Raw genomic sequence first — 22480 nt, forward strand, 5'->3', positions numbered from 1 at the left:
CGCTTAAATTTCAGCGGCCAGTTTGTCAACCAGCTCCGCATGCGCGTTTTGATCGATTGTGGCGCCAAGGATCTTCGCAGCACCGCCAACGGCCAGGCTACCCACTTGGGCGCGCAGCGCGTCTTTGACGCTGTTGATTTCCTGTTCGATCTCGGCTTGAGCCTGAGCCTTCACACGGTCAGCTTCGACGCGGGCCTGATCACGGGCTTCCTCGACGATCTGAGCACCGCGTTTCTTTGCTTGCTCAATGATTTCGGCTGCCTGAGCTTTCGCTTCGCGCAGTTGCTGACCCACTTTGTCTTGGGCCAACTCCAGGTCGCGAGCTGCTCGGTTGGCAGCGTCCAGTCCATCCGCGATCTTCTTCTGACGTTCTTGCAATGCCGCGATGACCGGAGGCCACACGAACTTCATGCAGAACAGCACAAAGATGAAGAACGCAACGGACTGGCCAATCAGGGTTGCATTAATGTTCACGCCAACACCTCGCTCGTTCTTTGTCCATCACACCAATCCACTCGAGAATCCGAGTGATTAGCCAGCGATTTGACCAACGAAGGGATTCGCGAAGGTGAAGAACAGAGCGATACCAACACCGATCATGGTTACGGCGTCGAGCAGACCGGCAACGATGAACATTTTGACTTGCAGCATTGGAACCATCTCTGGCTGGCGAGCAGCGCCTTCCAGGAACTTGCCGCCCAGCAGGCCGAAACCAATGGCGGTACCCAGAGCACCCAGGCCGATCAGCAGAGCAACAGCGATAGCGGTAAGACCAACTACAGTTTCCATCTTTCCTCCCGACTTTTACGTCGTATTGGTTAGGTTTTTTAGTTTGAAGCGGTAAAACAAAATCGTTTTTTACAGCTGCCCTTGCGGACGATTTCGACCCTCCCCGATACAGGCGGAAGGGTCATCAGACACGCCAGGCGGTCTTAATGGTTATCTTCGTGAGCCATCGACAGGTAGACGATGGTAAGCATCATGAAGATGAACGCTTGCAGGGTGATGATCAGGATGTGGAACACAGCCCACGCCCATTGCAGCACCACACCCAGGCCACTCAGCCACAGCAGGCCGGAACCGAACATCACGGCGATCAGGATGAACACCAGCTCGCCGGCGTACATGTTGCCGAACAGACGCAGGGCCAGCGAGATCGGCTTGGCGATCAGGGTGACGAATTCGAGCAGGAAGTTGACCGGAATCAGCAGGATCTGAACGAAGATGTTCTTGCTGCCGAACGGGTGCAGGGTCAGCTCGCCGATGAAGCCGCCGATGCCCTTGACCTTGATGCTGTAGAAAATGATCAGGGCGAACACGCTGAAGGCCATGGCCAGGGTGGCGTTCGGGTCGGTGGTCGATACCGCGCGGAACGGAATGTGCGGATCACCGGAGATCAGGATGGCCAGCTGAGGAATCCAGTCGACCGGGATCAGGTCGATGGCGTTCATCAGGAAGACCCAGACGAAAATGGTCAGCGCCAGTGGGGCGATCACCGGGCTGCGACCGTGGAAGCTGTCCTTGACGCTGCCGTCGACGAACTCTACCAGCACTTCAACGAAGTTCTGCAGGCCGCCAGGCTGGCCAGAAGTCGCCTTCTTGGCTGCCATGCGGAACAGGAATACGAAAAGCAGACCCAGCGCGACCGACCAACCCAGGGTATCCAGGTGGAAAGCCCAGAAGCCCATTGCCTTGGCTTCTGCTGCGGAATGGGCAAAGCCCCAACCGCCGTCTGGTAGTTGACCGAAGGTCAGGTTCTGCAAGTGGTGCTGGATATAGCCCGAAGCGGTTTCTGCTGCCATGGTTGCCTCAAACGCCCTAAGGTCTCGAAAGTCTTATATTCATCAGCAGGGGCGCGAACCAGCTGACCAACTGAGTCAGCAGAAAGACGCCGAACACTGCTAACGGCGCCAATGGCTTCACTCCTGCAAACGTCAGTGCAAACAGCACTGCCGTCAAAATCAATTTGCCTGCCTCGCCCGCGTAAAACGACTTGACGATGGCCTGCGCTGCCCTGGCGCCCGTGTAACGGAATGCCTTCCAGGCGAAATACACATTTGGCAGCCAGGCGATCAACCCTCCGCAGAGCGCTGAATATCCACTGACCGCCCCGTGCCACTGCCACAACGCCAAAGTTGCCAGCAGAAACACGACACATTGAGCCAGCAGTACCGGAAAAACCGCCCAGCGATGGAAAGGCAAGCGGTTTGGCGTGCGGGTTTCCATCACAACTGCTCCTCGAAAGTCGACCAACCAGTCAGCAATGACTTGGCATAATTTGTGCCGACAAAATGCGCGCAGAGTATAGGGGCGGTTTAACCCCTATTCAACTGTCGGGTAGTGATTTCCGACTGCGCGCTACAAATGGAATTGTTTCAGCGGATGTGAGCTAGCACACCTTGCAACTCATCTAACGAGTTGTAGCGGATAACTAACTGGCCTTTGCCCTTGTTGCCGTGGCGTATCTGTACTGCCGAGCCCAAACGCTCTGCCAGACGCTGTTCGAGGCGGGTAATGTCCGGGTCCGGCTTGGCCGGTTCCACCGGTTCCGGCTTGCCATTGAGCCACTGGCGAACCAGTGCTTCGGTCTGGCGCACGGTCAGGCCGCGTGCGACAACATGACGCGCCCCATCGACCTGTTGTTCTTCCGGCAAGCCAAGCAACGCCCGGGCATGACCCATTTCCAGGTCGCCATGGGACAACATGGTCTTGATCACATCCGGTAGCGAAATCAGGCGCAGCAGGTTGGCCACGGTCACCCGCGACTTGCCCACGGCATCGGCGACCTGCTGCTGGGTCAGCTGGAACTCCACCTGCAGGCGCTGCAGGGCGATGGCCTCTTCCACCGGGTTGAGGTCTTCGCGCTGGATGTTCTCGATCAGGGCCATGGCGATGGCCGCCTCGTCGGGCACCTCGCGGACCATGGCCGGGATGGTGTCCAGGCCGGCCTGCTGGCTGGCGCGCCAGCGGCGCTCACCGGCGATGATCTCGTAGCGGTCCTCGGCAATCGGGCGCACCACGATCGGCTGCATCACGCCCTGGTTGCGGATCGACTGAGCCAGTTCCTCCAACGCTTGCGGGTCCATGTCCCGGCGTGGCTGGTACTTGCCGCGCTCGATCAGGTCGAGGGGCAGATGTTGCAGTTCTTTCTGGTCGACCTTCACAGCCTGCTCTTCGAGCGCGCTGACGGTCGGACCACTGAGCAGTGCATCCAACCCGCGTCCGAGACCCCGTTTCTTAACGGCCATACGGATTCCTTAAGTTGTTTGTGCAGTGCGGGATTGACGCCGCTGACGGCGTACGAGTTCCCCGGCCAGGGCCAGGTAAGCCAGTGCGCCACGCGATTGCTTGTCATAGGCCAGCGCCGGCATGCCGAAACTCGGCGCCTCGGCCAGGCGCACGTTGCGCGGGATCACCGTGTCGTACAGCTGGTCACCGAAGTGTTCCTTGAGCTGCGCCGACACATCGTTGATCAGGCTCAGGCGCGGGTCGTACATGGTCCGCAGCAGGCCTTCGACCTTCAGGTTCGGGTTCAGGCGTTCAGCGATGCGCTTGATGTTATCCACAAGGTCGCTCAAGCCTTCCAGGGCAAAGTATTCACATTGCATTGGAATGATCACGCCATCGGCGGCGACCAAGGCGTTGAGGGTCAGCATCGACAGCGACGGCGGGCAGTCGATGAGGATGTAGTCGTAGTTCTCGCGGATCGGCGCCAGCGCGGTGCGCAGACGGCTCTCCTTCATCTGCATTTCCAGCAGCACCACTTCCGCGGCGGTCAGGTCGCGGTTGGCCGGCAGCAGCTGATAACCACCGTGCTCGGAGAAATGCATGGCCTGGGCCAGGTCGCATTCACCGATCAACAGGTCGTAGACCGAATGTTCCAGGACGTGTTTATCCACACCACTGCCCATGGTGGCGTTGCCCTGTGGATCGAGATCGATCAGCAGCACGCGGCGCTTGGTGGCCACCAGCGATGCTGCGAGATTGATACAGGTGGTGGTCTTGCCCACACCACCCTTCTGGTTCGCGATTGCGAATACCTTAGCCATTCTTGCTTGTGTTCCCAGTCATGCCGTGCGGCGCAGTATCAGCAGATGGCGCTGGCCTTGGCAACCCGGAACGGTCAAGGCCTGCTCGCTATCCACTTTGAAATCTGCCGGCAATGCTACCAGTTCATCGGCAGGATGCAGCCCTTTCATTGCCAGCCACTGCGTCTTCTCGTCGCCGAGGTGGCGGGTCCAGTTGGTAAAGTTCTCCATGCTGCTGAAAGCCCGGGAAACAATTCCGGTGAATGGCTGGGCCGGTTGGTACTCCTCCACCCGCTTGTGGATAACTTGCAGGTTGTCCAGCTTGAGCTCCATCTTCACCTGGGTCAGGAAGCGGGTCTTCTTGCCATTGCTGTCGAGCACCGTGACTTGCTTGTCCGGATGCAGGATAGCCAGGGGAATGCCGGGCATGCCGCCGCCGCTGCCGACATCGAGCCAGCGCTCGCTGTGGATAAACGGCATGACGCTCAGGCTGTCGAGCAGGTGGCGGGAAACCATTTCGTCCGGATTGCGCACGGCGGTCAGGTTGTAGGCCTTGTTCCACTTGATCAGCAAGGCCAGGTAGGCCAGCAGCTGGGCGTGCTGGCCTTCGCTCAGCTCGACACCGAGCTGGCGGGCGCCTGTGGACAACTCTTCGGCGTGTTGCGGGGTGACCAGAGAACTCAAGCGCTTTGCTCCAACTCGCGGCCTGCGCCACGTTTTTTCAAATGAATCAGCAACAGGGAAATCGCCGCCGGGGTCACGCCGGGGATACGCGATGCCTGGCCCAGGGTTTCCGGCCGGGTCTGGCCGAGCTTGCCCTGGATCTCCTTGGACAGACCGGAAATACCACTGTAGTCGATGTCGTCGGGCAGGCGGGTGTCTTCGCTGGCACGCAGCCGGGCGATTTCTTCCTGTTGCCGGTCGATGTAACCGGCGTATTTGGTCTTGATCTCGACCTGTTCGGCCACCTGTGGATCGATTTCTGCACCGCCGGTCACTTCCATCAGGCCGGCATAGTCGATTTCCGGGCGGGACAACAGGTTGAGCAGGTTGTACTCATGGCTCAACGGCGTGCCGAACTTCTCGGCAATGGCCTCGCCTTGCGCGGTACCCGGGCGTACCCAGGTGGATTTCAGGCGCTGTTCTTCCTGGACGATGCCCTCGCGCTTGGCGCTGAAGGCGGCCCAGCGTTCGTCATCGACCAGACCCAGCTCGCGACCTTTTTCGGTCAGGCGCAGGTCGGCGTTGTCTTCACGCAGGATCAGCCGGTACTCGGCACGTGAAGTGAACATGCGGTACGGCTCCTGGGTACCGAGGGTAATCAGGTCGTCGACCAGTACCCCGATGTACGCCTCGTCCCGACGCGGGCACCAGCTTTCACGGCCCTGGGCACGCAGCGCGGCGTTGGTACCGGCGAGCAGGCCCTGGGCGCCGGCTTCTTCGTAACCGGTGGTGCCGTTGATCTGGCCGGCGAAGAACAGGCCGCCGATCACCTTGGTTTCCAGGCTGTACTTGAGGTCGCGCGGATCGAAGTAGTCGTATTCGATGGCGTAGCCCGGACGCACGATGTGGGCGTTTTCCATGCCGCGGATCGAACGGACGATCTCCAGCTGCACATCGAACGGCAAGGATGTGGATATCCCGTTCGGGTACAGCTCGTGGGTGTTCAAGCCTTCAGGCTCGATGAACACCTGGTGGCTTTCCTTGTCGGCAAAGCGGTGGATCTTGTCTTCGATCGACGGGCAATAGCGCGGGCCGATACCTTCGATCACCCCCGAGTACATCGGCGAACGGTCGAGGTTCGAGGCGATGATCTCGTGGGTACGGGCGTTGGTGTGGGTAATCCAGCAACTGACCTGGCGCGGATGCATGGCCTTGTCGCCCATGAACGACATTACCGGGATCGGCGTATCGCCAGGTTGCTCGGTCATTACCGAGAAATCCACAGAGCGACCGTCGATACGCGGCGGCGTACCGGTTTTCAGGCGACCGACCCGCAGCGGCAGCTCGCGCAGGCGGTGAGCCAGGGCGATGGCGGGCGGATCGCCGGCGCGACCGCCGGAATAGTTCTGCAGACCAATGTGGATAAGTCCAGCGAGGAAGGTGCCAGTGGTCAGCACCACGGAGTCTGCGAAGAAACGCAGGCCCATTTGCGTCACCACACCGCGTACCTGGTCCTGCTCGACGATCAGGTCATCGCAGGACTGCTGGAATATCCACAGGTTGGGCTGGTTCTCGAGAATTTCGCGCACTACAGCCTTGTAGATGGCGCGGTCGGCCTGGGCGCGTGTCGCACGCACCGCCGGGCCCTTGCGGTTGTTCAATACACGGAACTGGATACCGCTCTTGTCAGTGGCCAGCGCCATGGCGCCGCCGAGCGCATCGATTTCCTTGACCAGGTGGCTCTTGCCGATGCCACCGATGGCCGGGTTGCAACTCATATGACCGAGGGTTTCCACGTTGTGGGTCAGCAGCAGGGTTTTTACGCCCATGCGTGCAGACGCAAGCGCAGCCTCGGTACCGGCATGGCCGCCGCCGATGACGATCACTTCAAAACGGGAAGGGAAATCCACCACGCACCTCGTGCCTGTTTCGGGAATAGATAGGGATAACGCACAAGTATAGGGACTTACCCCCCTCTAAAGGAACCGCTTGGACAAAATTTAACCAGGCTGTGGATGAATGGCGAGCAATAGAAATTAAAAGAGAGAAATTTATTAAAGCTTTGTTTTTATGTTTATTCTTATGCACCACCCTATCTGTGGATAAGGTTCTACAGCCTTTGAATGACGTGATGTACAGAGATTTATAACCCTGTGGTCTACCGCTCATGAGCGTTCTGGATAAGCGCTTTAAGCCTGTGGATGAAAGTACCAGTTACCCACAAGCGAGATTATCTCCAGGCTTGAAGGCCAGTTATCAACGGAGCTGAGGCTGAGTTTTCCACAGGGCTTATTTCGCCAGAATGTGGACAGACGGGCAGGAAAAATCGCAGCACCACGCAAGGTGGTCCTGGGAGGAAAGGAAAAATGCAGAGGTTGGGTCAGCACCCAGGCCTTGGGCAGGCCCGGGTGTGGATAAGAACGCTTACTTGCCGATGCAGAAGCTGGAGAAGATGCGACCCAGCAGGTCGTCAGAGCTGAAGGCACCGGTAATCTCGCCCAGGGCTTGTTGAGCCTGGCGCAGGTCTTCCGCCAGCAGCTCCCCTGCCCCGGCCAGTGTCAGTTGGGCACGGCCATGCTCAAGGTGTGCGCTGGCCTGGCGTAGTGCCTCCAGGTGCCTTCTGCGCGCGCTGAAACTGCTTTCGGCCGTCTGTTCATAACCCATGCAGGCTTTCAGGTGCTCACGCAGCAACTCCAGGCCCATGTCCGTGTCCTTGGCGCTGAGGGTGATGGTGACGTGACCATCTTCACTCTGCTCCATGGCGATGGCTTCGCCGCTGAGGTCAGCCTTGTTGCGAATCAGCGTGACCTTGGCCGGATCCGGACGCAGGTCGAGGAATTCCGGCCACAGGGCGAAAGGATCGCTGGCTTCAGGTGCGGTCGAATCCACCACCAGCAACACCCGATCGGCTTCGGTGATGGCCTTGAGCGCACGCTCCACGCCAATCTTTTCCACATGGTCATCGGTATCGCGCAGCCCCGCGGTATCCACCACATGCAGCGGCATGCCGTCGATGTGGATATGTTCGCGCAGGATGTCCCGGGTGGTGCCGGCGATGTCGGTGACGATAGCCGCCTCGCGTCCGGCCAGGACATTGAGCAGGCTGGATTTGCCGGCATTCGGACGACCGGCGATGACCACCGTCATACCGTCACGTAGCAAGGCACCCTGCCCGGCTTCGCGCTGCACTGTGGACAGATTGCCGCGCACGTCATCGAGCATGCTCAACACATGGCCATCGGCGAGGAAGTCGATTTCTTCCTCGGGGAAGTCGATGGCAGCTTCCACGTAGATGCGCAGGCTGATCAACTTCTCGGTGAGGTTATCCACACGTCGGGAAAATTCCCCCTGCAACGAGCGCAAGGCGTTGCGGGCGGCCTGTGCAGAACTGGCTTCGATCAGGTCGGCGATGGCCTCGGCCTGGGCGAGGTCGAGCTTGTCATTGAGGAAGGCCCGCTCGCTGAATTCACCGGGACGGGCCAGTCGGCAACCGAGTTGTACACAGCGCTGCAGGAGCATATCCAGCACCACCGGGCCACCATGGCCCTGGAGTTCCAGCACGTCTTCGCCGGTGAACGAGTTGGGGCCCGGGAAAAACAGCGCAATGCCTTCATCCAGGACCAGCCCGTCTTCGGCGCGGAATGGACCGTAGTGGGCGTGGCGCGGGGTCAAGCTGCGTCCGCAGATGGCCAGGCCCGCCTGCTGCGCCAGGGGGCCGGAAAGCCGCACGATCCCCACCCCCCCACGTCCCTGGGCGGTAGCGATGGCGGCGATGGTTTCACGCACAGTGTTCATGCTCGAAGGCCTCACGACAAAAACGACAGATAGCAAAACGCCCCACGAGGGGGCGTTTTTCCACAGGTTAGCTGGCTAACCCGTCAAGCGGCAGCTTTCTTGGTAGCTGCTTCGATGCTGCGGGTGATGTACCACTGCTGTGCGATCGACAGCACGTTGTTCACAACCCAGTACAGCACCAGACCTGCAGGGAACCACAGGAAGAAGAAGGTGAAGATGATCGGCATCATTTTCATCACCTTGGCCTGCATCGGATCCGGCGGAGTCGGGTTCAGACGCTGCTGGATGAACATGGTCGCGCCCATGATGATCGGCAGGATGAAGAACGGATCCTTGATCGACAGGTCGGTGATCCAGAACATCCAAGGTGCCTGACGCATCTCGACGCTTTCCAGCAGAACCCAGTACAGCGAGAGGAAGACCGGCATCTGCACCAGGATCGGCAGGCAGCCGCCCAGCGGGTTGATCTTCTCTTTCTTGTACAGCTCCATCATGGCTTGCGACATTTTCTGCCGGTCATCGCCATGTTGCTCTTTCAGGGCAGCCAGTTTCGGCGCCACGGCACGCATGCGCGCCATCGAACGGTAGCTGGCGGCGGACAGCGGGAAGAACAGGCCCTTGATCAGCATGGTCAGGACGATGATCGACCAGCCCCAGTTGCCGAGCAGGCTGTGGATATGTTGCAGCAGCCAGAAGATCGGCTGGGCAATGAACCACAGGATGCCGTAGTCGACGGTCAGTTCCAGGCCTGGGGACAACTCTTTCAGGCGTTCCTGGATCTTCGGACCGGCATACAGCATGGTGCTGGTTTCGGCTTTGGCACCAGGGGCTACGTTGAGCGCCGGGCCGGTGAAACCGATGATGTAGTTGCCCTGGCTGTCCTTGCGGGTCTGAACGATGTTGTTGTCAGACTTGTTTGGAATCCAGGCGGTGACGAAGTAGTGCTGCAGCCAGGCTACCCAACCACCGGTAACATTTTCTTTCAGATTTCCCTTGTCGATGTCTTTCATCGACACCTTCTTGTAGGGCTCCGAACTTGTCCACAGGGCCGCACCCAGGTAGGTCGCGGTACCGGTGGCGGTGCTCGAGGATGGATCCGAGCTGGCGTCACGCTTCAACTGAGCGAACAGGTTACCGCTCCAGGGCTGGGCGCTCTGGTTATCGATCAGGTAGGTAACGGTCAGGTCGTACTCGCCGCGCTTGAAGCTGAAGCGCTTGATGTAGTTGACCCCGTTATCGCTGAACTTCAGGTCGACGACCATCTGGTCCTGGCCATCGGCCAGTTGATAACTTTTCTGATCGGCGGCGTACAGCGGACGGCCAGTTGGACGTGCATCCGGGCCGTTGACGCCGGTCAGGCCGCTCTGGGCCAGGTAAGTACGCTCGCTACCGTTGTCGAACAACTGGAACGGAATGTCCGGATGGTCCTGGCGGCGTGGGTACTTGGGCAGCATCAGCTGGGCGATATCACCGCCGTTTGGATCGATAGCCAGGTCCAGGACATCAGTCTTGACCCGGATCAGGTCCTTGCTGATGGCAACCGGAGCCAGTTCGGCTGGGCTGGATTCAGCGTTGGCGCTCGGCACATCGGCGCTGGCGCCAGTGTTGCCGGCCTGCGCGGTGTCCGGCAAGGCCGGGGCAGCGTTGCTGGCAGCAGTATTCTGAGTCGGCAGGGCAGCCTGGCCGTAGTCCTGGTTCCAGTTAAGGACCATGACATAGGACACGATTGCCAGGGCGACGATCAGGATCGTGCGTTTAATATCCATGATTACTCGGCTATCGAAGAAGAACGGGAAGAGGGAGCAGGCGGAACCGGGTCAAAACCGCCGGCATTCCACGGATGACAACGCCCCAGACGACGAACGGTAAGCCACCCACCGCGCAGAACGCCATGGGTTTCGATGGCTTCCAGCGCATAGCAGGAGCAACTGGGGTAGAAACGACAGTGACTGGCCATCAGAGGACTAATGGCGTAACGGTAAAACTGGATCGGGACGAGTGCCAGTTTACGCATCTTGACTGTCTACCCCCACAGAGTCGGTGTTCACCACTGGAGCGGGCCGACTGCGTGCGAGGCGCTTCCAGAGCTTGCCAAAATGTTGGTGCAATTCTGGGTTTTCAATCTCGCCCAACCCTTTGCGCGCGACGATCACGATATCCCAGCCAGCAAGCATATGCTGGTTCAGGCGAAACGAATCGCGCATCAGGCGTTTCAGGCGATTGCGTTGAACGGAGAGCTTGACGCTCTTTTTCCCGATTACCAACCCCAGGCGGGGATGGTCCAGGCCATTCTCGCGGGCAAGGATCAGCAGGTTTTTCCCTGGAACCTTGCCGGTTGGGGAGTCGAAGACCGCTTTGAAGTGTCGGGGAACAAGCAGGCGCTTTTCCCGACTGAAGTCCTGACTCACCACCAGTGCCGAAAAATCAAACTGCCAGGCGCTTACGGCCTTTGGCACGGCGACGCGACAGAACGGCACGACCGTTCTTGGTGGCCATACGGGCACGGAAACCGTGAGTGCGAGCGCGCTTGATGGTGCTTGGTTGGAAAGTACGTTTCATGGCGTGTTACCTGGTTCGTCGACAACGGGCCGGAATGGCCCCCGTTTTAAGAGATCGGCGATTCTAGAGAAAGCAAGGCCATAGGTCAATTTCCAACCAGCTTTTCCTTATAGACGGATATCCACCCGGATCGTGGAGCGAAGCCAGCCCGAGCTATCGATTCACGCTTAGACATAAAAAAAGAGAGAGGAATTATTTAAAGCTTTTCTGTAAAACTTATAAAGCTTAGGACCGAGATATCTGTGGATAAGGTGCTGAAGGCCTTTATTTTCGCCATGTACAGAGAATTGAAAGTTTGTCGGGAAGCGGTGTTTTGACTGTGCCGAACCGACGGAAAAGCTGTGGATCAAATTGACGCTTATCCACAGGCAGGTTATCCACCGATTTCAGCCCCGAGTTGTGCAAAGACCTCAATGGCGGTTATCCACAGGGCTTATTCACAGCGCCGAAAGGTCATTTTGGTCACTAAGCTGCTGATTTATCGCCATCCTTGACGCAGCTGCATGTGGATAACTGGGCTGGCGCTCGGTACAATGGGCGCTTGTTTTTGCCTCACCGGCCTCACCGGCTTTCAACTCAGGGGATATCCGTGTCAGTGGAACTTTGGCAGCAGTGCGTGGAGCTTCTGCGCGATGAACTGCCTGCCCAGCAATTCAACACCTGGATCCGTCCGCTACAGGTCGAAGCCGAAGGCGACGAGTTGCGCGTCTATGCGCCTAACCGCTTCGTGCTCGACTGGGTCAATGAAAAGTACCTGGGCCGCCTGCTCGAGCTGTTGGGTGAACACGGCAACGGCATCGCGCCTGCGCTTTCCTTATTAATAGGCAGCCGACGCAGCTCGGCGCCTCGTGCTGCACCCAATGCACCGCTGGCCGCTGCAGTTGCCGCGTCACAGGCGCAGGCACAGGCTGCACAAGCTGCCGTGGTCGCCGAGCCCAGCGCTGCTCCCGTGGCTGCCGCCCCCGCCGTGGCAGTAACCGAAGTCGAACAAGCGCCTTCGCGTGACAGCTTCGACTCCATGGGCGAGTCCGGCAGTGCCCCGGCGCCAAGCGGTCGCACCGTCCAGGTAGAAGGTGCGCTCAAGCACACCAGTTACCTGAACCGCACCTTCACCTTCGAAAACTTCGTCGAAGGTAAATCCAACCAGCTGGCCCGCGCGGCAGCCTGGCAGGTCGCCGACAACCCCAAGCACGGCTATAACCCGCTGTTCCTGTACGGCGGTGTGGGCCTGGGTAAGACGCACTTGATGCATGCTGTGGGTAACCACCTGCTCAAGAAGAATCCGAATGCCAAGGTGGTCTACCTGCATTCCGAGCGTTTCGTTGCCGACATGGTCAAGGCCCTGCAACTCAATGCCATCAACGAGTTCAAGCGTTTCTACCGTTCGGTGGACGCCTTGCTCATCGATGACATCCAGTTCTTCGCCCGCAAGGAGCGCTCCCAGGAAGAGTTTTTCCACACCTTCAACGCCTTGCTCGAAGGTGGTCAGCAGGTCATCCTGACCAGTGACCGCTACCCGAAAGAGATCGAAGGCCTGGAAGAACGCCTGAAGTCGCGTTTCGGCTGGGGCCTGACCGTTGCGGTCGAGCCACCGGAGCTGGAAACCCGCGTCGCGATCCTGATGAAGAAAGCCGACCAGGCGAAGGTCGAACTGCCCCATGACGCGGCCTTCTTCATTGCCCAGCGCATTCGCTCCAACGTCCGTGAACTTGAAGGTGCCCTCAAGCGGGTCATTGCCCACTCGCACTTCATGGGACGCGACATCACCATCGAGCTGATTCGCGAATCGCTCAAGGATCTCCTGGCCTTGCAGGACAAGCTGGTGAGTGTGGATAACATCCAGCGCACCGTGGCCGAGTACTACAAGATCAAGATCTCCGACCTGCTGTCCAAGCGTCGTTCCCGTTCGGTAGCCCGGCCGCGTCAGGTGGCCATGGCCCTGTCCAAGGAACTGACCAACCACAGCTTGCCGGAAATCGGTGACGTCTTCGGCGGCCGCGACCACACCACGGTGTTGCATGCGTGCCGCAAGATCAACGAACTCAAGGAATCCGACGCGGATATCCGCGAGGACTACAAGAACCTGCTGCGGACCCTGACGACGTGATTGGCGTCAGCGCAGCTTATTAAGGCAAGGGACTAGACCATGCATTTCACCATTCAACGCGAAGCCCTGTTGAAACCCCTGCAACTGGTCGCAGGTGTCGTCGAGCGCCGCCAGACCTTGCCGGTATTGTCCAATGTGCTGCTGGTCGTTCAAGGCCAGCAACTGTCGCTTACCGGTACTGACCTGGAAGTGGAACTGGTTGGCCGGGTGCAACTCGAAGAGCCTGCCGAGCCAGGCGAGATCACCGTGCCTGCGCGCAAGCTGATGGATATCTGCAAAAGCTTGCCTAACGATGCCCTGATCGACATCAAGCTCGACGAGCAGAAGATCGTGGTCAAGGCCGGTCGCAGCCGTTTCACCCTGTCGACCCTGCCAGCCAATGACTTCCCGACTGTCGAGGAAGGCCCGGGCTCGCTGACCTGCAACCTCGAGCAAAGCCGCCTGCGCCGCCTGATCGAGCGCACCAGCTTCGCCATGGCCCAGCAGGATGTACGTTACTACCTCAACGGTATGTTGCTGGAAGTATCCACAGACACCCTGCGTGCCGTAGCGACCGATGGTCACCGTCTGGCCATGTGCTCGATGCGTGCCGACATCGGCCAGGCCGACCGTCACCAGGTCATCGTGCCGCGCAAGGGTATCCTTGAACTGGCACGCCTGCTGACCGAGCCGGATGGCATGGTCAGCATCGTCCTCGGCCAGCACCACATTCGCGCCACCACCGGTGAATTCACCTTCACCTCCAAGCTGGTCGACGGCAAGTTCCCGGACTACGAGCGTGTACTGCCAAAAGGTGGCGACAAGCTGGTGGTCGGTGATCGCCAGGCGCTGCGCGAAGCGTTCAGCCGTACCGCCATTCTGTCCAACGAGAAGTACCGCGGTATCCGCCTGCAGCTGGCCAACGGCCAGCTCAAGATCCAGGCGAACAACCCGGAGCAGGAAGAAGCGGAAGAAGAGATCAGCGTCGACTACAACGGTAGCTCGCTGGAAATCGGCTTCAACGTCAGCTACTTGCTGGACGTGCTGGGCGTCATGACCACCGAGCAGGTTCGTCTGATCCTGTCGGACTCCAACAGCAGTGCCCTGCTGCAGGAAGCTGACAACGACGACTCCGCTTACGTTGTCATGCCGATGCGTCTGTAATTTGTCCAGCAGACGCTAGATGTCCCTCAGTCGCGTTTCGGTCACCGCGGTGCGTAACCTGCACCCGGTGACCTTCTCCCCCTCTCCCCGCATCAATATCCTGTACGGCGCCAACGGCAGCGGAAAAACCAGTGTGCTGGAAGCCGTTCATCTGCTGGGCCTGGCCCGCTCTTTTCGTAGCACGCGCCTGACGCCCGTCATTCAGTACGAGCAACCGGCCTGGACGGTGTTTGGCCAAGTCGAGCTGAGCGAAGGCGGTATCAGTAACCTGGGCATTTCACGGGATCGGCAAGGCGAGTTCACCATTCGTATCGATGGGCAGAACGCTCGCAGTGCTGCGCAGCTGGCGGAAATTCTGCCGCTGCAATTGATCAACCCGGACAGTTTTCGCCTGCTCGAAGGGGCACCGAAAATTCGTCGGCAGTTCCTCGATTGGGGCGTGTTCCACGTGGAACCCCGCTTCATGGCAACCTGGCAGCGCCTGCAGAAGGCATTGCGGCAGCGGAACTCATGGTTGCGGCATGGTACACTTGACGCTGTTTCGCAAGCGGCCTGGGACCGGGAACTGTGCCTGGCCAGTGCTGAAATAGATGAATATCGCCGAAATTACATCAAGGCCTTGAAGCCAGTCTTTGAGCGAACCCTGAGCGATTTGGTCGAGCTCGAAGGGCTGACCCTGAGCTATTACCGCGGCTGGGACAAGGATCGAGAACTCAGTGAAGTGCTCGCGTCTTCCCTGCAACGAGATCAGCAGATGGGCCATACCCAGGCCGGGCCACAACGAGCTGATTTGCGCCTGAGACTCGGCGCTCATAACGCCGCCGACATCTTGTCCCGCGGCCAGCAGAAACTTGTGGTCTGTGCGTTGCGTATCGCCCAGGGACATTTGGTCAGCCAGGCTCGGCGCGGCCAATGTATTTATCTGGTGGATGACTTGCCGTCCGAGTTGGACGAGCAGCATCGCCGCGCACTTTGCCGCTTGCTGGAAGACTTACACTGCCAGGTTTTTATCACCTGTGTAGATCACGAATTATTGAGGGAAGGCTGGCAGACGGAAACGCCAGTTGCTTTGTTCCACGTGGAACAGGGCCGTATCACCCAGACCCACGACCATCGGGAGTGAAGGCATGAGCGAAAATCAAACGTACGACTCCTCCAGCATCAAGGTGCTGAAAGGGCTAGATGCCGTGCGCAAGCGTCCCGGTATGTACATTGGCGACACCGATGATGGTAGCGGCCTGCACCACATGGTGTTCGAGGTGGTCGATAACTCGATCGACGAGGCACTCGCCGGCCACTGTGATGACATCACCGTAATCATTCATCCGGATGAATCCATCAGTGTTCGCGACAACGGTCGCGGTATTCCAGTCGACGTGCATAAAGAGGAAGGCGTCTCCGCCGCCGAGGTCATCATGACCGTCCTGCACGCTGGCGGTAAGTTTGACGACAACTCCTATAAAGTTTCCGGCGGTCTGCACGGTGTGGGTGTGTCGGTGGTAAACGCCCTGTCCGAGCAGTTGATCCTCACTGTTCGTCGTAGTGGCAAGATCTGGGAACAGACCTACGTTCACGGTGTTCCTCAAGCCCCGATGAAAATCGTTGGCGACAGTGAAACCACGGGTACCCATATCCACTTCAAACCGTCGGCCGAAACCTTCAAGAACATCCACTTCAGCTGGGACATCCTGGCCAAGCGGATTCGCGAACTGTCGTTCCTCAACTCCGGCGTCGGCATCCTGCTGAAGGATGAGCGCTCGGGCAAGGAAGAGTACTTCAAGTACGAAGGTGGTCTGCGTGCGTTCGTTGAATACCTGAACACCAACAAGACCCCGGTCAACCAGGTGTTCCACTTCAATGTTCAGCGTGAAGACGGCGTGGGCGTGGAAATCGCCCTGCAGTGGAACGACAGCTTCAACGAGAACCTGTTGTGCTTCACCAACAACATTCCACAGCGTGACGGTGGTACTCACCTGGTCGGCTTCCGCTCGGCCTTGACCCGTAACCTGAACAACTACATCGAGCAGGAAGGTCTGGCCAAGAAGAACAAGGTCGCGACCACCGGTGACGATGCCCGTGAAGGCCTGACCGCGATCATCTCGGTGAAGGTACCGGATCCGAAGTTCAGCTCGCAGACCAAGGACAAGCTGGTTTCCTCGGAAGTGAAAACCGCCGTGGAACAGGAAATGGGCAAGTACTTCTCCGACTTCCTGCTGGAGAACCCGAACGAAGCCAAGGCGGTTGTCGGCAAGATGATCGACGCGGCGCGTGCGCGTGAAGCAGCGCGCAAGGCGCGGGAAATGACCCGCCGCAAAGGTGCACTGGATATCGCCGGCCTGCCGGGCAAACTGGCTGACTGCCAGGAGAAGGACCCTGCCCTTTCCGAACTCTACCTGGTGGAGGGTGACTCCGCAGGTGGTTCGGCCAAGCAAGGTCGTAACCGCAAGACCCAGGCGATCCTGCCGCTCAAGGGTAAGATCCTCAACGTCGAGAAAGCCCGTTTCGACAAGATGATCTCGTCCCAGGAAGTGGGCACCCTGATTACCGCCCTGGGCTGCGGTATCGGTCGCGAAGAGTACAACATCGACAAGCTGCGTTATCACAACATCATCATCATGACCGATGCTGACGTCGACGGTTCGCACATTCGTACCCTGCTGCTGACCTTCTTCTTCCGTCAGCTGCCGGAGCTGGTCGAGCGTGGCTACATCTACATTGCCCAGCCGCCGCTGTACAAGGTCAAGAAAGGCAAGCAAGAGCAGTACATCAAAGACGACGAAGCCATGGAAGAGTACATGACGCAGTCGGCCCTGGAAGACGCCAGCCTGCACCTGGACGAGTCGGCGCCACCGGTTTCCGGCGTCGAGCTGGAGCGTCTGGTGAATGAATTCCGTACCGTGATGAAAACGCTCAAGCGCCTGTCGCGCCTGTACCCTCAGGAGCTGACCGAGCACTTCGTCTACCTGCCGCCCGTGTCCCTGGAGCAGTTGGGCGATCACGCCGCCATGCAGGAATGGCTGGGCAAGTTCGAAGAGCGTCTGCGTATCAGCGAGAAGTCGGGCCTGCTGTACAAGGCCAGCCTGCGTGAAGACAAGGAGCGCAATGTCTGGCTGCCGGAAGTGGAAGTCACCTCCCACGGCCTGGCCAGCTACGTCACCTTCAACCGCGACTTCTTCGGCAGTAACGACTACCGCACCGTCACCGCACTGGGCGCACAACTGAGCACCCTGCTCGGCGAGGGTGCCTACGTACAACGTGGCGAGCGCAAGAAAGCGGTCAGCGAGTTCAAGGAAGCCCTCGACTGGCTGATGACCGAAAGCACCAAGCGTCACACTATCCAGCGCTATAAAGGTCTGGGTGAGATGAACCCTGACCAGCTGTGGGAAACCACCATGGACCCGACCGTGCGCCGCATGCTCAAGGTGACCATCGAAGACGCGATCGCTGCCGATCAGATCTTCAACACCCTGATGGGCGACGCCGTTGAGCCGCGTCGTGAGTTCATCGAAAGCAACGCCCTGGCGGTATCCAACCTGGACTTCTGATCAGGTTCGCATCCGCAGAAATGACAAACCCCGGCACTTGCCGGGGTTTGTCATTTCTGGAGGCTCACAATCCGAGTTCGCGCAAACGCCGGTATAGTGTCCGCTCACTCAGGCCAAGGTGGCGGGCCAGTTCACTGCGCGAGCCACCGAAACTTTCCAGGGCCTGGGCCAACTGGCCAAGGTTGTCGCGGTTGCGGCGTCGTGGTGAGACGCTTGGCGGCACCTCCCCGCTTCGCAGTTCTGCCGGCAAGTGCTCGGCCCGGATCACCCCGTCATCGGCGAACAACCTCGCCCGCTCAAGGATGTTGCGCAGCTCGCGAATGTTGCCTGGAAAACTGTGCAGGCTGAGCAACGCCATCGCGGCGCTGTCCACTTGGGGAGCCGCGTTGCCTGCCATGCGCTTGAGCAGGCTTTCGACCAGCAGCGGCAAGTCACCGACCCGCTCGCGCAAGGCCGGCAAGCGGATGGGGAAACCACTGATGCGGTAGTAGAGGTCTTCGCGGAAGGTGCCGGCGGCCACCATCTCCTTCAGCGGTTTGTGGGTCGCCGAGATCAGGCGGAAGTTCGAGTGAACCGTGCGCAGGCTCCCCACCGGACGAAAGCTGCCGGACTCGATCAGGCGCAGTAATTTGACCTGCATGGCCAGGGGCACTTCACCGATCTCGTCGAGAAACAGCGTACCGCCATGGGCCGCTTCGGCCAGGCCGATCTTGCGTTGCAAGGCACCGGTGAATGCACCCTTCTCGTAGCCGAACAGCTCGCTTTCAAACAATGATTCGGTCAGGCCGGTGCAGTCGACCACCACCAGGGGCGCATTGGCCCGAGGGCTGCCCAAGTGCAAGGCGCGGGCGAACAGTTCCTTGCCGGTGCCGGACTCGCCTTGCAGCAGCACCGGAATTTGCGCGGGCGCTGCTCGCTGCAGGCTGGACAAGGACTCCTTGAACGCGGGTGAACGTCCTACCAGTCCCTGCTGCTGGGGCTGGGCCGATGCCACGGCGATACTGGTCAGGCGCTCGACAAAGGCGACCACCTCGCCCTGCTGATCGAGGATGGGCCGCAACTCGACATCCACATGTTCAGGCCCACGAGGGGTGTGGTGCACATGCAGTACGCGCTCGGGGCTGCGACTGTCCCAGGCCTTGCGCATCGGGCAGAGCTCGCCAGCCTGATCGCACGGCACGGCGTAATGGTGGGAAACCCGATGGCACTTGCCACCGATGGGTGGCCGCCCTTCACTGCCGAACTGGCGCTGGTAGGCGCCGTTTGCCGCAAGGATGTTGTAGTCGGTGTCCAGCACGATGGTGGGCTGGGCATCGTGCTCGAGATAGGACACCAGCGCCTGGACGGCAGGATCGGTTATTTCTCGTGGGGAATAAGACATAAGGCACCAGGAAAAGCTTGCGAGCAGCTTAACTGAAGGCAGGAGGGACTGCCAAAAACTGCCAGGGACTGCCAAGGCCTGACAGCAAAAGCGGCAGTCTGACATGAGCCGGATTGCTGACACTCAATGAAATCGGCACCGCAGCTCAGAAACGGCTTACGTATTGGCTGGCACATATCTTGATGACGGATTGGCCCATGCCAGCAAGGCTTCGAGCCAAGGCACCTGGAATTTCTGGAGAACGCGGTAATGATGATCGGCGGCAACTTGTATGTGGAAGCGCTATTCGACAGCGCAACCTCGACCATCAGCTATCTGGTGATGGACCACGGCAGCGGCCAGTGCGCCCTGATCGACAGTGTGCTCGACTATGACCCCAAGTCCGGCCGGACCAGCAGCGCCTCGGCCGACAGGCTGATTGAGCGGGTCAAGGCACTGGGCGCCGAGGTGCAGTGGATCCTGGAAACCCATGTGCATGCCGATCACCTGTCGGCGGCGGCTTACCTCAAGCAGATGCTGGGCGGCCAGATCGCCATCGGCAGCCAGATCACCCAGGTGCAGAAAGTCTTCGGCGCCCTGTTCAATGCCGAACCCGGGTTTGCCCGGGACGGTAGCCAGTTCGACGTCCTGTTCGATGACGAGCAGGGCTTCAGCATCGGCAACCTGCAGGCCCGGGCCCTGCATACACCGGGGCACACGCCGGCCTGCATGACCTATGTGGTGGAGATCGCCGGACAGACCGTCGCCTTCGTCGGCGACACCTTGTTCATGCCCGATTACGGTACTGCCCGTTGCGACTTCCCCGGCGCCAGCGCGCGCACTCTGTACCGCTCTATCCAGCGCATCCTCGCCTTCCCCGCCGATACGCGACTGTTCATGTGCCATGACTACCTGCCCGGTGGCCGCGAGCTGCGCTACATGACTACCGTGGCCGAACAGCGCGCCAGCAACATCCATGTGCGTGAAGGGATCAGTGAAGACAGTTTCGTGGCCATGCGCGAAGCCCGCGACGCCACCCTCGACATGCCGGTGCTGATCATCCCTTCCGTGCAGGTCAACATGCGCAGCGGCCAGCTGCCCGAGCCCGAAGCGAACGGTGTGCGTTACCTGAAGATCCCGCTCAACGCACTCTGAGCAATACCGAGAATTATTATTAAGGAATACCCTGCCATGCCTGCCCAAACCACGTCGCCCAAGGGCGAACACCACAAGGTCCTGATTGTCGGCGCGGGAGCTGCCGGCATTGCTGCCGCTTCCAGCCTTATCTGCCGTGATCCGTCGCTGGACATTGCCATCATCGATCCGGCCGACACGCACTACTATCAACCCGGTTGGACCATGGTCGGCGCGGGGGTGTTCAACGCACCCAGCACCGCGCGGGACATGGCATCGACCATCCCGTCCGGGGTCCGCTGGATCAAGGCCCGGGTCGCAAGCTTCGATCCATTCGGACAGACCGTCACCCTGGATGACCGTCGCTTGCTGAGTTATGAACAACTGGTGGTCTGCCCTGGTCTCAAGCTGGATTGGGATGCCATTGAAGGCTTGAGCGAAACCCTCGGTCGCAATGGCGTGACCTCCAACTACCGCTATGACCTGGCGCCCTACACCTGGAAACTGGTGCAGAACCTGCGCGAGGGCCGTGCGCTGTTCAGCCAGCCGCCCATGCCGATCAAGTGCGCGGGTGCGCCGCAGAAGGCCTTGTACCTGTCGTGCGACCACTGGTTGCGCACGGGTCGCCTGGGCAAGATCCAGGCCCAGTTCTTCAATGCCGGGGCCGTGCTGTTCGGCGTCGCGGACTATGTGCCGGCGCTGATGGAGTACATCGACAAGTACGGGGTGGACCTGCAGTACGCCCACCGGCTGGTCGCCGTAGACGGACCGGGCAAGCAAGCCACCTTCGTCCGTACCCTGGCGGACGGCAGCAGCGAAACCCGGGTCCAGCCCTTCGACATGCTCCATGTGGTGCCGCCCCAGGTGGCGCCTGACTTCATCCGCAACAGCCCGCTGGCCGATGCCGCGGGCTGGATCGATGTCGACCCGGCCACCCTGCGCCACCGTGCCTTCGCCAACATCCATGGCCTGGGGGACGCGATCAACACCGGCAACGCCAAGACGGCCGCCGCGGCGCGCAAGCAGGCACCGGTGGTTGCCAATAACGTGCTGGTCGCCCTGGGACGTTTGTCCACCCTCGCCCACTACGATGGTTACGGTTCCTGCCCGTTGACGGTGGAGCGCGGCAAGATCGTGCTGGCCGAGTTCACCTATGGCGGCAAGCTGGCACCGAGCTTTCCCCGCTGGTTGCTCGATGGCCGTCGCCCGACACGCCTGGCCTGGCTGCTCAAGGCGCAGGTGCTGCCGCCGTTGTACTGGCGCTGCATGCTCAAGGGGCGGGAATGGTTGGCCAAGCCGCAGGCGGCACCGGTCGAGGGTCGGCAGTGATCGAACAGCCCTTTCTTGCTGCGGGCCTTGGCGCAATCATTGGTGCGGTGCTGGCGCTGACGGGCGCCGGCGGCGGCATTCTTGCCGTACCGCTGCTGGTCTTCGGCCTTGGCTTGTCGATGGTCGAGGCCGCGCCGGTCGGCCTGCTGGCCGTCGGAATGGCGGCAGCGGTCGGCGCCTTGCTGGGATTGCGCCAGGGTGTGGTGCGTTATCGTGCGGCGGCGTTCGTGGCGCTGATCGGTGTCGCCGCCGCCCCCGTTGGCCTGATGCTCGCGCATCAGCTACCGGATGGACCGCTGGCCCTGACCTTCGCGGTGGTACTGGTGTACGCCTGTGCCCGCATGCTGCTCAAGGCCAGTCGCGAACTGCGCGGTCAGCCACCCCTGGGGCAGCGCAGCCTGATGCCCTGTGTACTCAATCCGGCCCAGGGTCGCCTGCGCTGGACCCTGCCCTGCGCCCGGGCGCTGGCGTTCACCGGGTTGTTGTCCGGCCTGCTGTCCGGGCTGCTGGGAGTGGGCGGCGGCTTTGTGATCATTCCGGCATTGAGCCGCTACACCAACCTGCCGATGAAGAGCATCGTCGCCACCTCGCTGGCGGTGATCGCCCTGGTCTCCACCGGTAGCGTCATCAGCGCCAGCATCGGCGGTGTGATGCATTGGGCGGTGGGCGCGCCGTTTGCCGGCGGTGCAGTGGTGGGGTTGCTGGCCGCCCGGCAACTGGCCAGTCGCCTGGCCGGACCGCGCCTTCAGCAGCTGTTCGCCACGGTCGGAATCTGCGCGGCGTTGCTGCTGGTGATGAAAACCCTGGGCAGCTGAGC

21 protein-coding genes are annotated in these 22480 nt (G+C 60.1%); 7 read left to right on the forward strand and 14 right to left on the reverse strand.

Annotated elements, in window-relative coordinates:
- Nucleotides 1-3: 3 nt before the first annotated feature.
- The 13 genes from M2D63_RS14625 to rpmH form a co-directional block, all read right to left on the reverse strand.
- A complete protein-coding gene (locus tag M2D63_RS14625; RefSeq protein WP_285863645.1) occupies nucleotides 4-474 on the reverse strand; it encodes a F0F1 ATP synthase subunit B in 471 nt (156 codons plus the stop codon).
- 57 nt (nucleotides 475-531) lie between these two features.
- Complete coding sequence (gene atpE / locus M2D63_RS14630) at nucleotides 532-789, reverse strand: F0F1 ATP synthase subunit C (RefSeq protein ID WP_003097235.1); 258 nt, start codon at nucleotides 787-789, stop codon at nucleotides 532-534.
- Between the two features lie 143 nt (nucleotides 790-932).
- The gene (atpB, locus tag M2D63_RS14635; protein WP_133213605.1) at nucleotides 933-1802 is read right to left on the reverse strand and encodes a F0F1 ATP synthase subunit A; all 870 of its coding nucleotides are present in this window, start codon (nucleotides 1800-1802) and stop codon (nucleotides 933-935) included.
- A gap of 16 nt (nucleotides 1803-1818) precedes the next feature.
- Nucleotides 1819-2226, reverse strand: coding sequence for a F0F1 ATP synthase subunit I (locus M2D63_RS14640; protein WP_010222722.1), 408 nt, complete (start codon nucleotides 2224-2226; stop codon nucleotides 1819-1821).
- A 149-nt stretch (nucleotides 2227-2375) separates the two neighbouring features.
- Entirely contained in the window at nucleotides 2376-3248 is an 873-nt protein-coding gene (locus M2D63_RS14645; RefSeq protein ID WP_285863646.1) for a ParB/RepB/Spo0J family partition protein, read from the reverse strand.
- Nucleotides 3249-3257: 9 nt separating this feature from the next.
- A complete protein-coding gene (locus tag M2D63_RS14650; protein WP_285863647.1) occupies nucleotides 3258-4049 on the reverse strand; it encodes a ParA family protein in 792 nt (263 codons plus the stop codon).
- An 18-nt stretch (nucleotides 4050-4067) separates the two neighbouring features.
- Entirely contained in the window at nucleotides 4068-4712 is a 645-nt protein-coding gene (rsmG, locus tag M2D63_RS14655; protein WP_285863648.1) for a 16S rRNA (guanine(527)-N(7))-methyltransferase RsmG, read from the reverse strand.
- On the reverse strand, nucleotides 4709-6601 hold the full coding sequence (mnmG, locus tag M2D63_RS14660) for a tRNA uridine-5-carboxymethylaminomethyl(34) synthesis enzyme MnmG (protein ID WP_285863649.1): 1893 nt from the start codon (nucleotides 6599-6601) through the stop codon (nucleotides 4709-4711). Before mnmG ends, rsmG begins: the two co-directional genes overlap by 4 nt.
- A gap of 514 nt (nucleotides 6602-7115) precedes the next feature.
- Nucleotides 7116-8486, reverse strand: coding sequence for a tRNA uridine-5-carboxymethylaminomethyl(34) synthesis GTPase MnmE (mnmE, locus tag M2D63_RS14665; RefSeq protein WP_285863650.1), 1371 nt, complete (start codon nucleotides 8484-8486; stop codon nucleotides 7116-7118).
- Nucleotides 8487-8569: 83 nt separating this feature from the next.
- Nucleotides 8570-10252, reverse strand: coding sequence for a membrane protein insertase YidC (gene yidC, locus M2D63_RS14670; RefSeq protein ID WP_285863651.1), 1683 nt, complete (start codon nucleotides 10250-10252; stop codon nucleotides 8570-8572).
- A 2-nt stretch (nucleotides 10253-10254) separates the two neighbouring features.
- Nucleotides 10255-10500 (reverse strand): membrane protein insertion efficiency factor YidD, encoded by a 246-nt coding sequence (gene yidD, locus M2D63_RS14675; protein WP_285863652.1) that lies wholly within the window; start codon nucleotides 10498-10500, stop codon nucleotides 10255-10257.
- On the reverse strand, nucleotides 10493-10897 hold the full coding sequence (rnpA, locus tag M2D63_RS14680) for a ribonuclease P protein component (protein WP_285863689.1): 405 nt from the start codon (nucleotides 10895-10897) through the stop codon (nucleotides 10493-10495). The genes yidD and rnpA overlap by 8 nt, the downstream gene beginning before the upstream one ends.
- A 13-nt stretch (nucleotides 10898-10910) precedes the next feature.
- Nucleotides 10911-11045 (reverse strand): 50S ribosomal protein L34, encoded by a 135-nt coding sequence (gene rpmH, locus M2D63_RS14685; RefSeq protein ID WP_002551315.1) that lies wholly within the window; start codon nucleotides 11043-11045, stop codon nucleotides 10911-10913.
- Nucleotides 11046-11634: 589 nt separating this feature from the next.
- On the opposite strand from rpmH, the gene dnaA reads away from it, so the two are divergent.
- The 4 genes from dnaA to gyrB are packed head-to-tail and all read left to right on the forward strand — an operon-like array spanning nucleotide 11635 to nucleotide 17840.
- Nucleotides 11635-13152, forward strand: coding sequence for a chromosomal replication initiator protein DnaA (dnaA, locus tag M2D63_RS14690; protein ID WP_285863653.1), 1518 nt, complete (start codon nucleotides 11635-11637; stop codon nucleotides 13150-13152).
- A 39-nt stretch (nucleotides 13153-13191) separates the two neighbouring features.
- Nucleotides 13192-14295 carry a DNA polymerase III subunit beta gene (gene dnaN, locus M2D63_RS14695; protein ID WP_285863654.1) on the forward strand — a complete coding sequence of 368 codons (1104 nt, stop codon included), beginning with the start codon at nucleotides 13192-13194 and terminating at the stop codon, nucleotides 14293-14295.
- A 19-nt stretch (nucleotides 14296-14314) separates the two neighbouring features.
- Nucleotides 14315-15418 carry a DNA replication/repair protein RecF gene (recF, locus tag M2D63_RS14700; RefSeq protein WP_285863655.1) on the forward strand — a complete coding sequence of 368 codons (1104 nt, stop codon included), beginning with the start codon at nucleotides 14315-14317 and terminating at the stop codon, nucleotides 15416-15418.
- Nucleotides 15419-15422: 4 nt separating this feature from the next.
- Nucleotides 15423-17840 (forward strand): DNA topoisomerase (ATP-hydrolyzing) subunit B, encoded by a 2418-nt coding sequence (gene gyrB / locus M2D63_RS14705; RefSeq protein ID WP_285863656.1) that lies wholly within the window; start codon nucleotides 15423-15425, stop codon nucleotides 17838-17840.
- Nucleotides 17841-17904: 64 nt separating this feature from the next.
- On the opposite strand, the gene M2D63_RS14710 is transcribed toward gyrB, so the two are convergent.
- On the reverse strand, nucleotides 17905-19221 hold the full coding sequence (locus M2D63_RS14710; protein WP_285863657.1) for a sigma-54-dependent Fis family transcriptional regulator: 1317 nt from the start codon (nucleotides 19219-19221) through the stop codon (nucleotides 17905-17907).
- Between the two features lie 249 nt (nucleotides 19222-19470).
- Here M2D63_RS14710 and M2D63_RS14715 point away from each other — a divergent pair, with 249 nt between their 5' ends.
- Genes M2D63_RS14715 through M2D63_RS14725 form a run of 3 tightly spaced genes read left to right on the forward strand, consistent with a single transcriptional unit; the run spans nucleotide 19471 to nucleotide 22478 of the window.
- Nucleotides 19471-20355 (forward strand): MBL fold metallo-hydrolase, encoded by an 885-nt coding sequence (locus M2D63_RS14715; protein WP_285863658.1) that lies wholly within the window; start codon nucleotides 19471-19473, stop codon nucleotides 20353-20355.
- A gap of 36 nt (nucleotides 20356-20391) precedes the next feature.
- A complete protein-coding gene (locus M2D63_RS14720) occupies nucleotides 20392-21663 on the forward strand; it encodes an FAD/NAD(P)-binding oxidoreductase (RefSeq protein ID WP_285863659.1) in 1272 nt (423 codons plus the stop codon).
- A complete protein-coding gene (locus tag M2D63_RS14725) occupies nucleotides 21660-22478 on the forward strand; it encodes a sulfite exporter TauE/SafE family protein (RefSeq protein WP_285863660.1) in 819 nt (272 codons plus the stop codon). Before M2D63_RS14720 ends, M2D63_RS14725 begins: the two co-directional genes overlap by 4 nt.
- Nucleotides 22479-22480 lie beyond the last annotated feature (2 nt).

Origin of the sequence: Pseudomonas sp. BJa5 (assembly GCF_030272875.2) — a bacterium.
Taxonomy (GTDB): Bacteria; Pseudomonadota; Gammaproteobacteria; order Pseudomonadales; family Pseudomonadaceae; genus Aquipseudomonas.

Bases quoted from the DNA above. Each gene is read 5' to 3' on its own strand.
- atpE (WP_003097235.1), bottom strand. From the start codon at position 789: ATGGAAACTGTAGTTGGTCTTACCGCTATCGCTGTTGCTCTGCTGATC.
- atpB (WP_133213605.1), bottom strand. From the start codon at position 1,802: ATGGCAGCAGAAACCGCTTCGGGCTATATCCAGCACCACTTGCAGAAC.
- M2D63_RS14640 (WP_010222722.1), bottom strand. From the start codon at position 2,226: ATGGAAACCCGCACGCCAAACCGCTTGCCTTTCCATCGCTGGGCGGTT.
- M2D63_RS14645 (WP_285863646.1), bottom strand. From the start codon at position 3,248: ATGGCCGTTAAGAAACGGGGTCTCGGACGCGGGTTGGATGCACTGCTC.
- M2D63_RS14650 (WP_285863647.1), bottom strand. From the start codon at position 4,049: ATGGCTAAGGTATTCGCAATCGCGAACCAGAAGGGTGGTGTGGGCAAG.
- mnmE (WP_285863650.1), bottom strand. From the start codon at position 8,486: ATGAACACTGTGCGTGAAACCATCGCCGCCATCGCTACCGCCCAGGGA.
- yidC (WP_285863651.1), bottom strand. From the start codon at position 10,252: ATGGATATTAAACGCACGATCCTGATCGTCGCCCTGGCAATCGTGTCC.
- yidD (WP_285863652.1), bottom strand. From the start codon at position 10,500: ATGCGTAAACTGGCACTCGTCCCGATCCAGTTTTACCGTTACGCCATT.
- rpmH (WP_002551315.1), bottom strand. From the start codon at position 11,045: ATGAAACGTACTTTCCAACCAAGCACCATCAAGCGCGCTCGCACTCAC.
- dnaN (WP_285863654.1), top strand. From the start codon at position 13,192: ATGCATTTCACCATTCAACGCGAAGCCCTGTTGAAACCCCTGCAACTG.
- recF (WP_285863655.1), top strand. From the start codon at position 14,315: ATGTCCCTCAGTCGCGTTTCGGTCACCGCGGTGCGTAACCTGCACCCG.
- gyrB (WP_285863656.1), top strand. From the start codon at position 15,423: ATGAGCGAAAATCAAACGTACGACTCCTCCAGCATCAAGGTGCTGAAA.
- M2D63_RS14710 (WP_285863657.1), bottom strand. From the start codon at position 19,221: ATGTCTTATTCCCCACGAGAAATAACCGATCCTGCCGTCCAGGCGCTG.
- M2D63_RS14715 (WP_285863658.1), top strand. From the start codon at position 19,471: ATGATGATCGGCGGCAACTTGTATGTGGAAGCGCTATTCGACAGCGCA.
- M2D63_RS14720 (WP_285863659.1), top strand. From the start codon at position 20,392: ATGCCTGCCCAAACCACGTCGCCCAAGGGCGAACACCACAAGGTCCTG.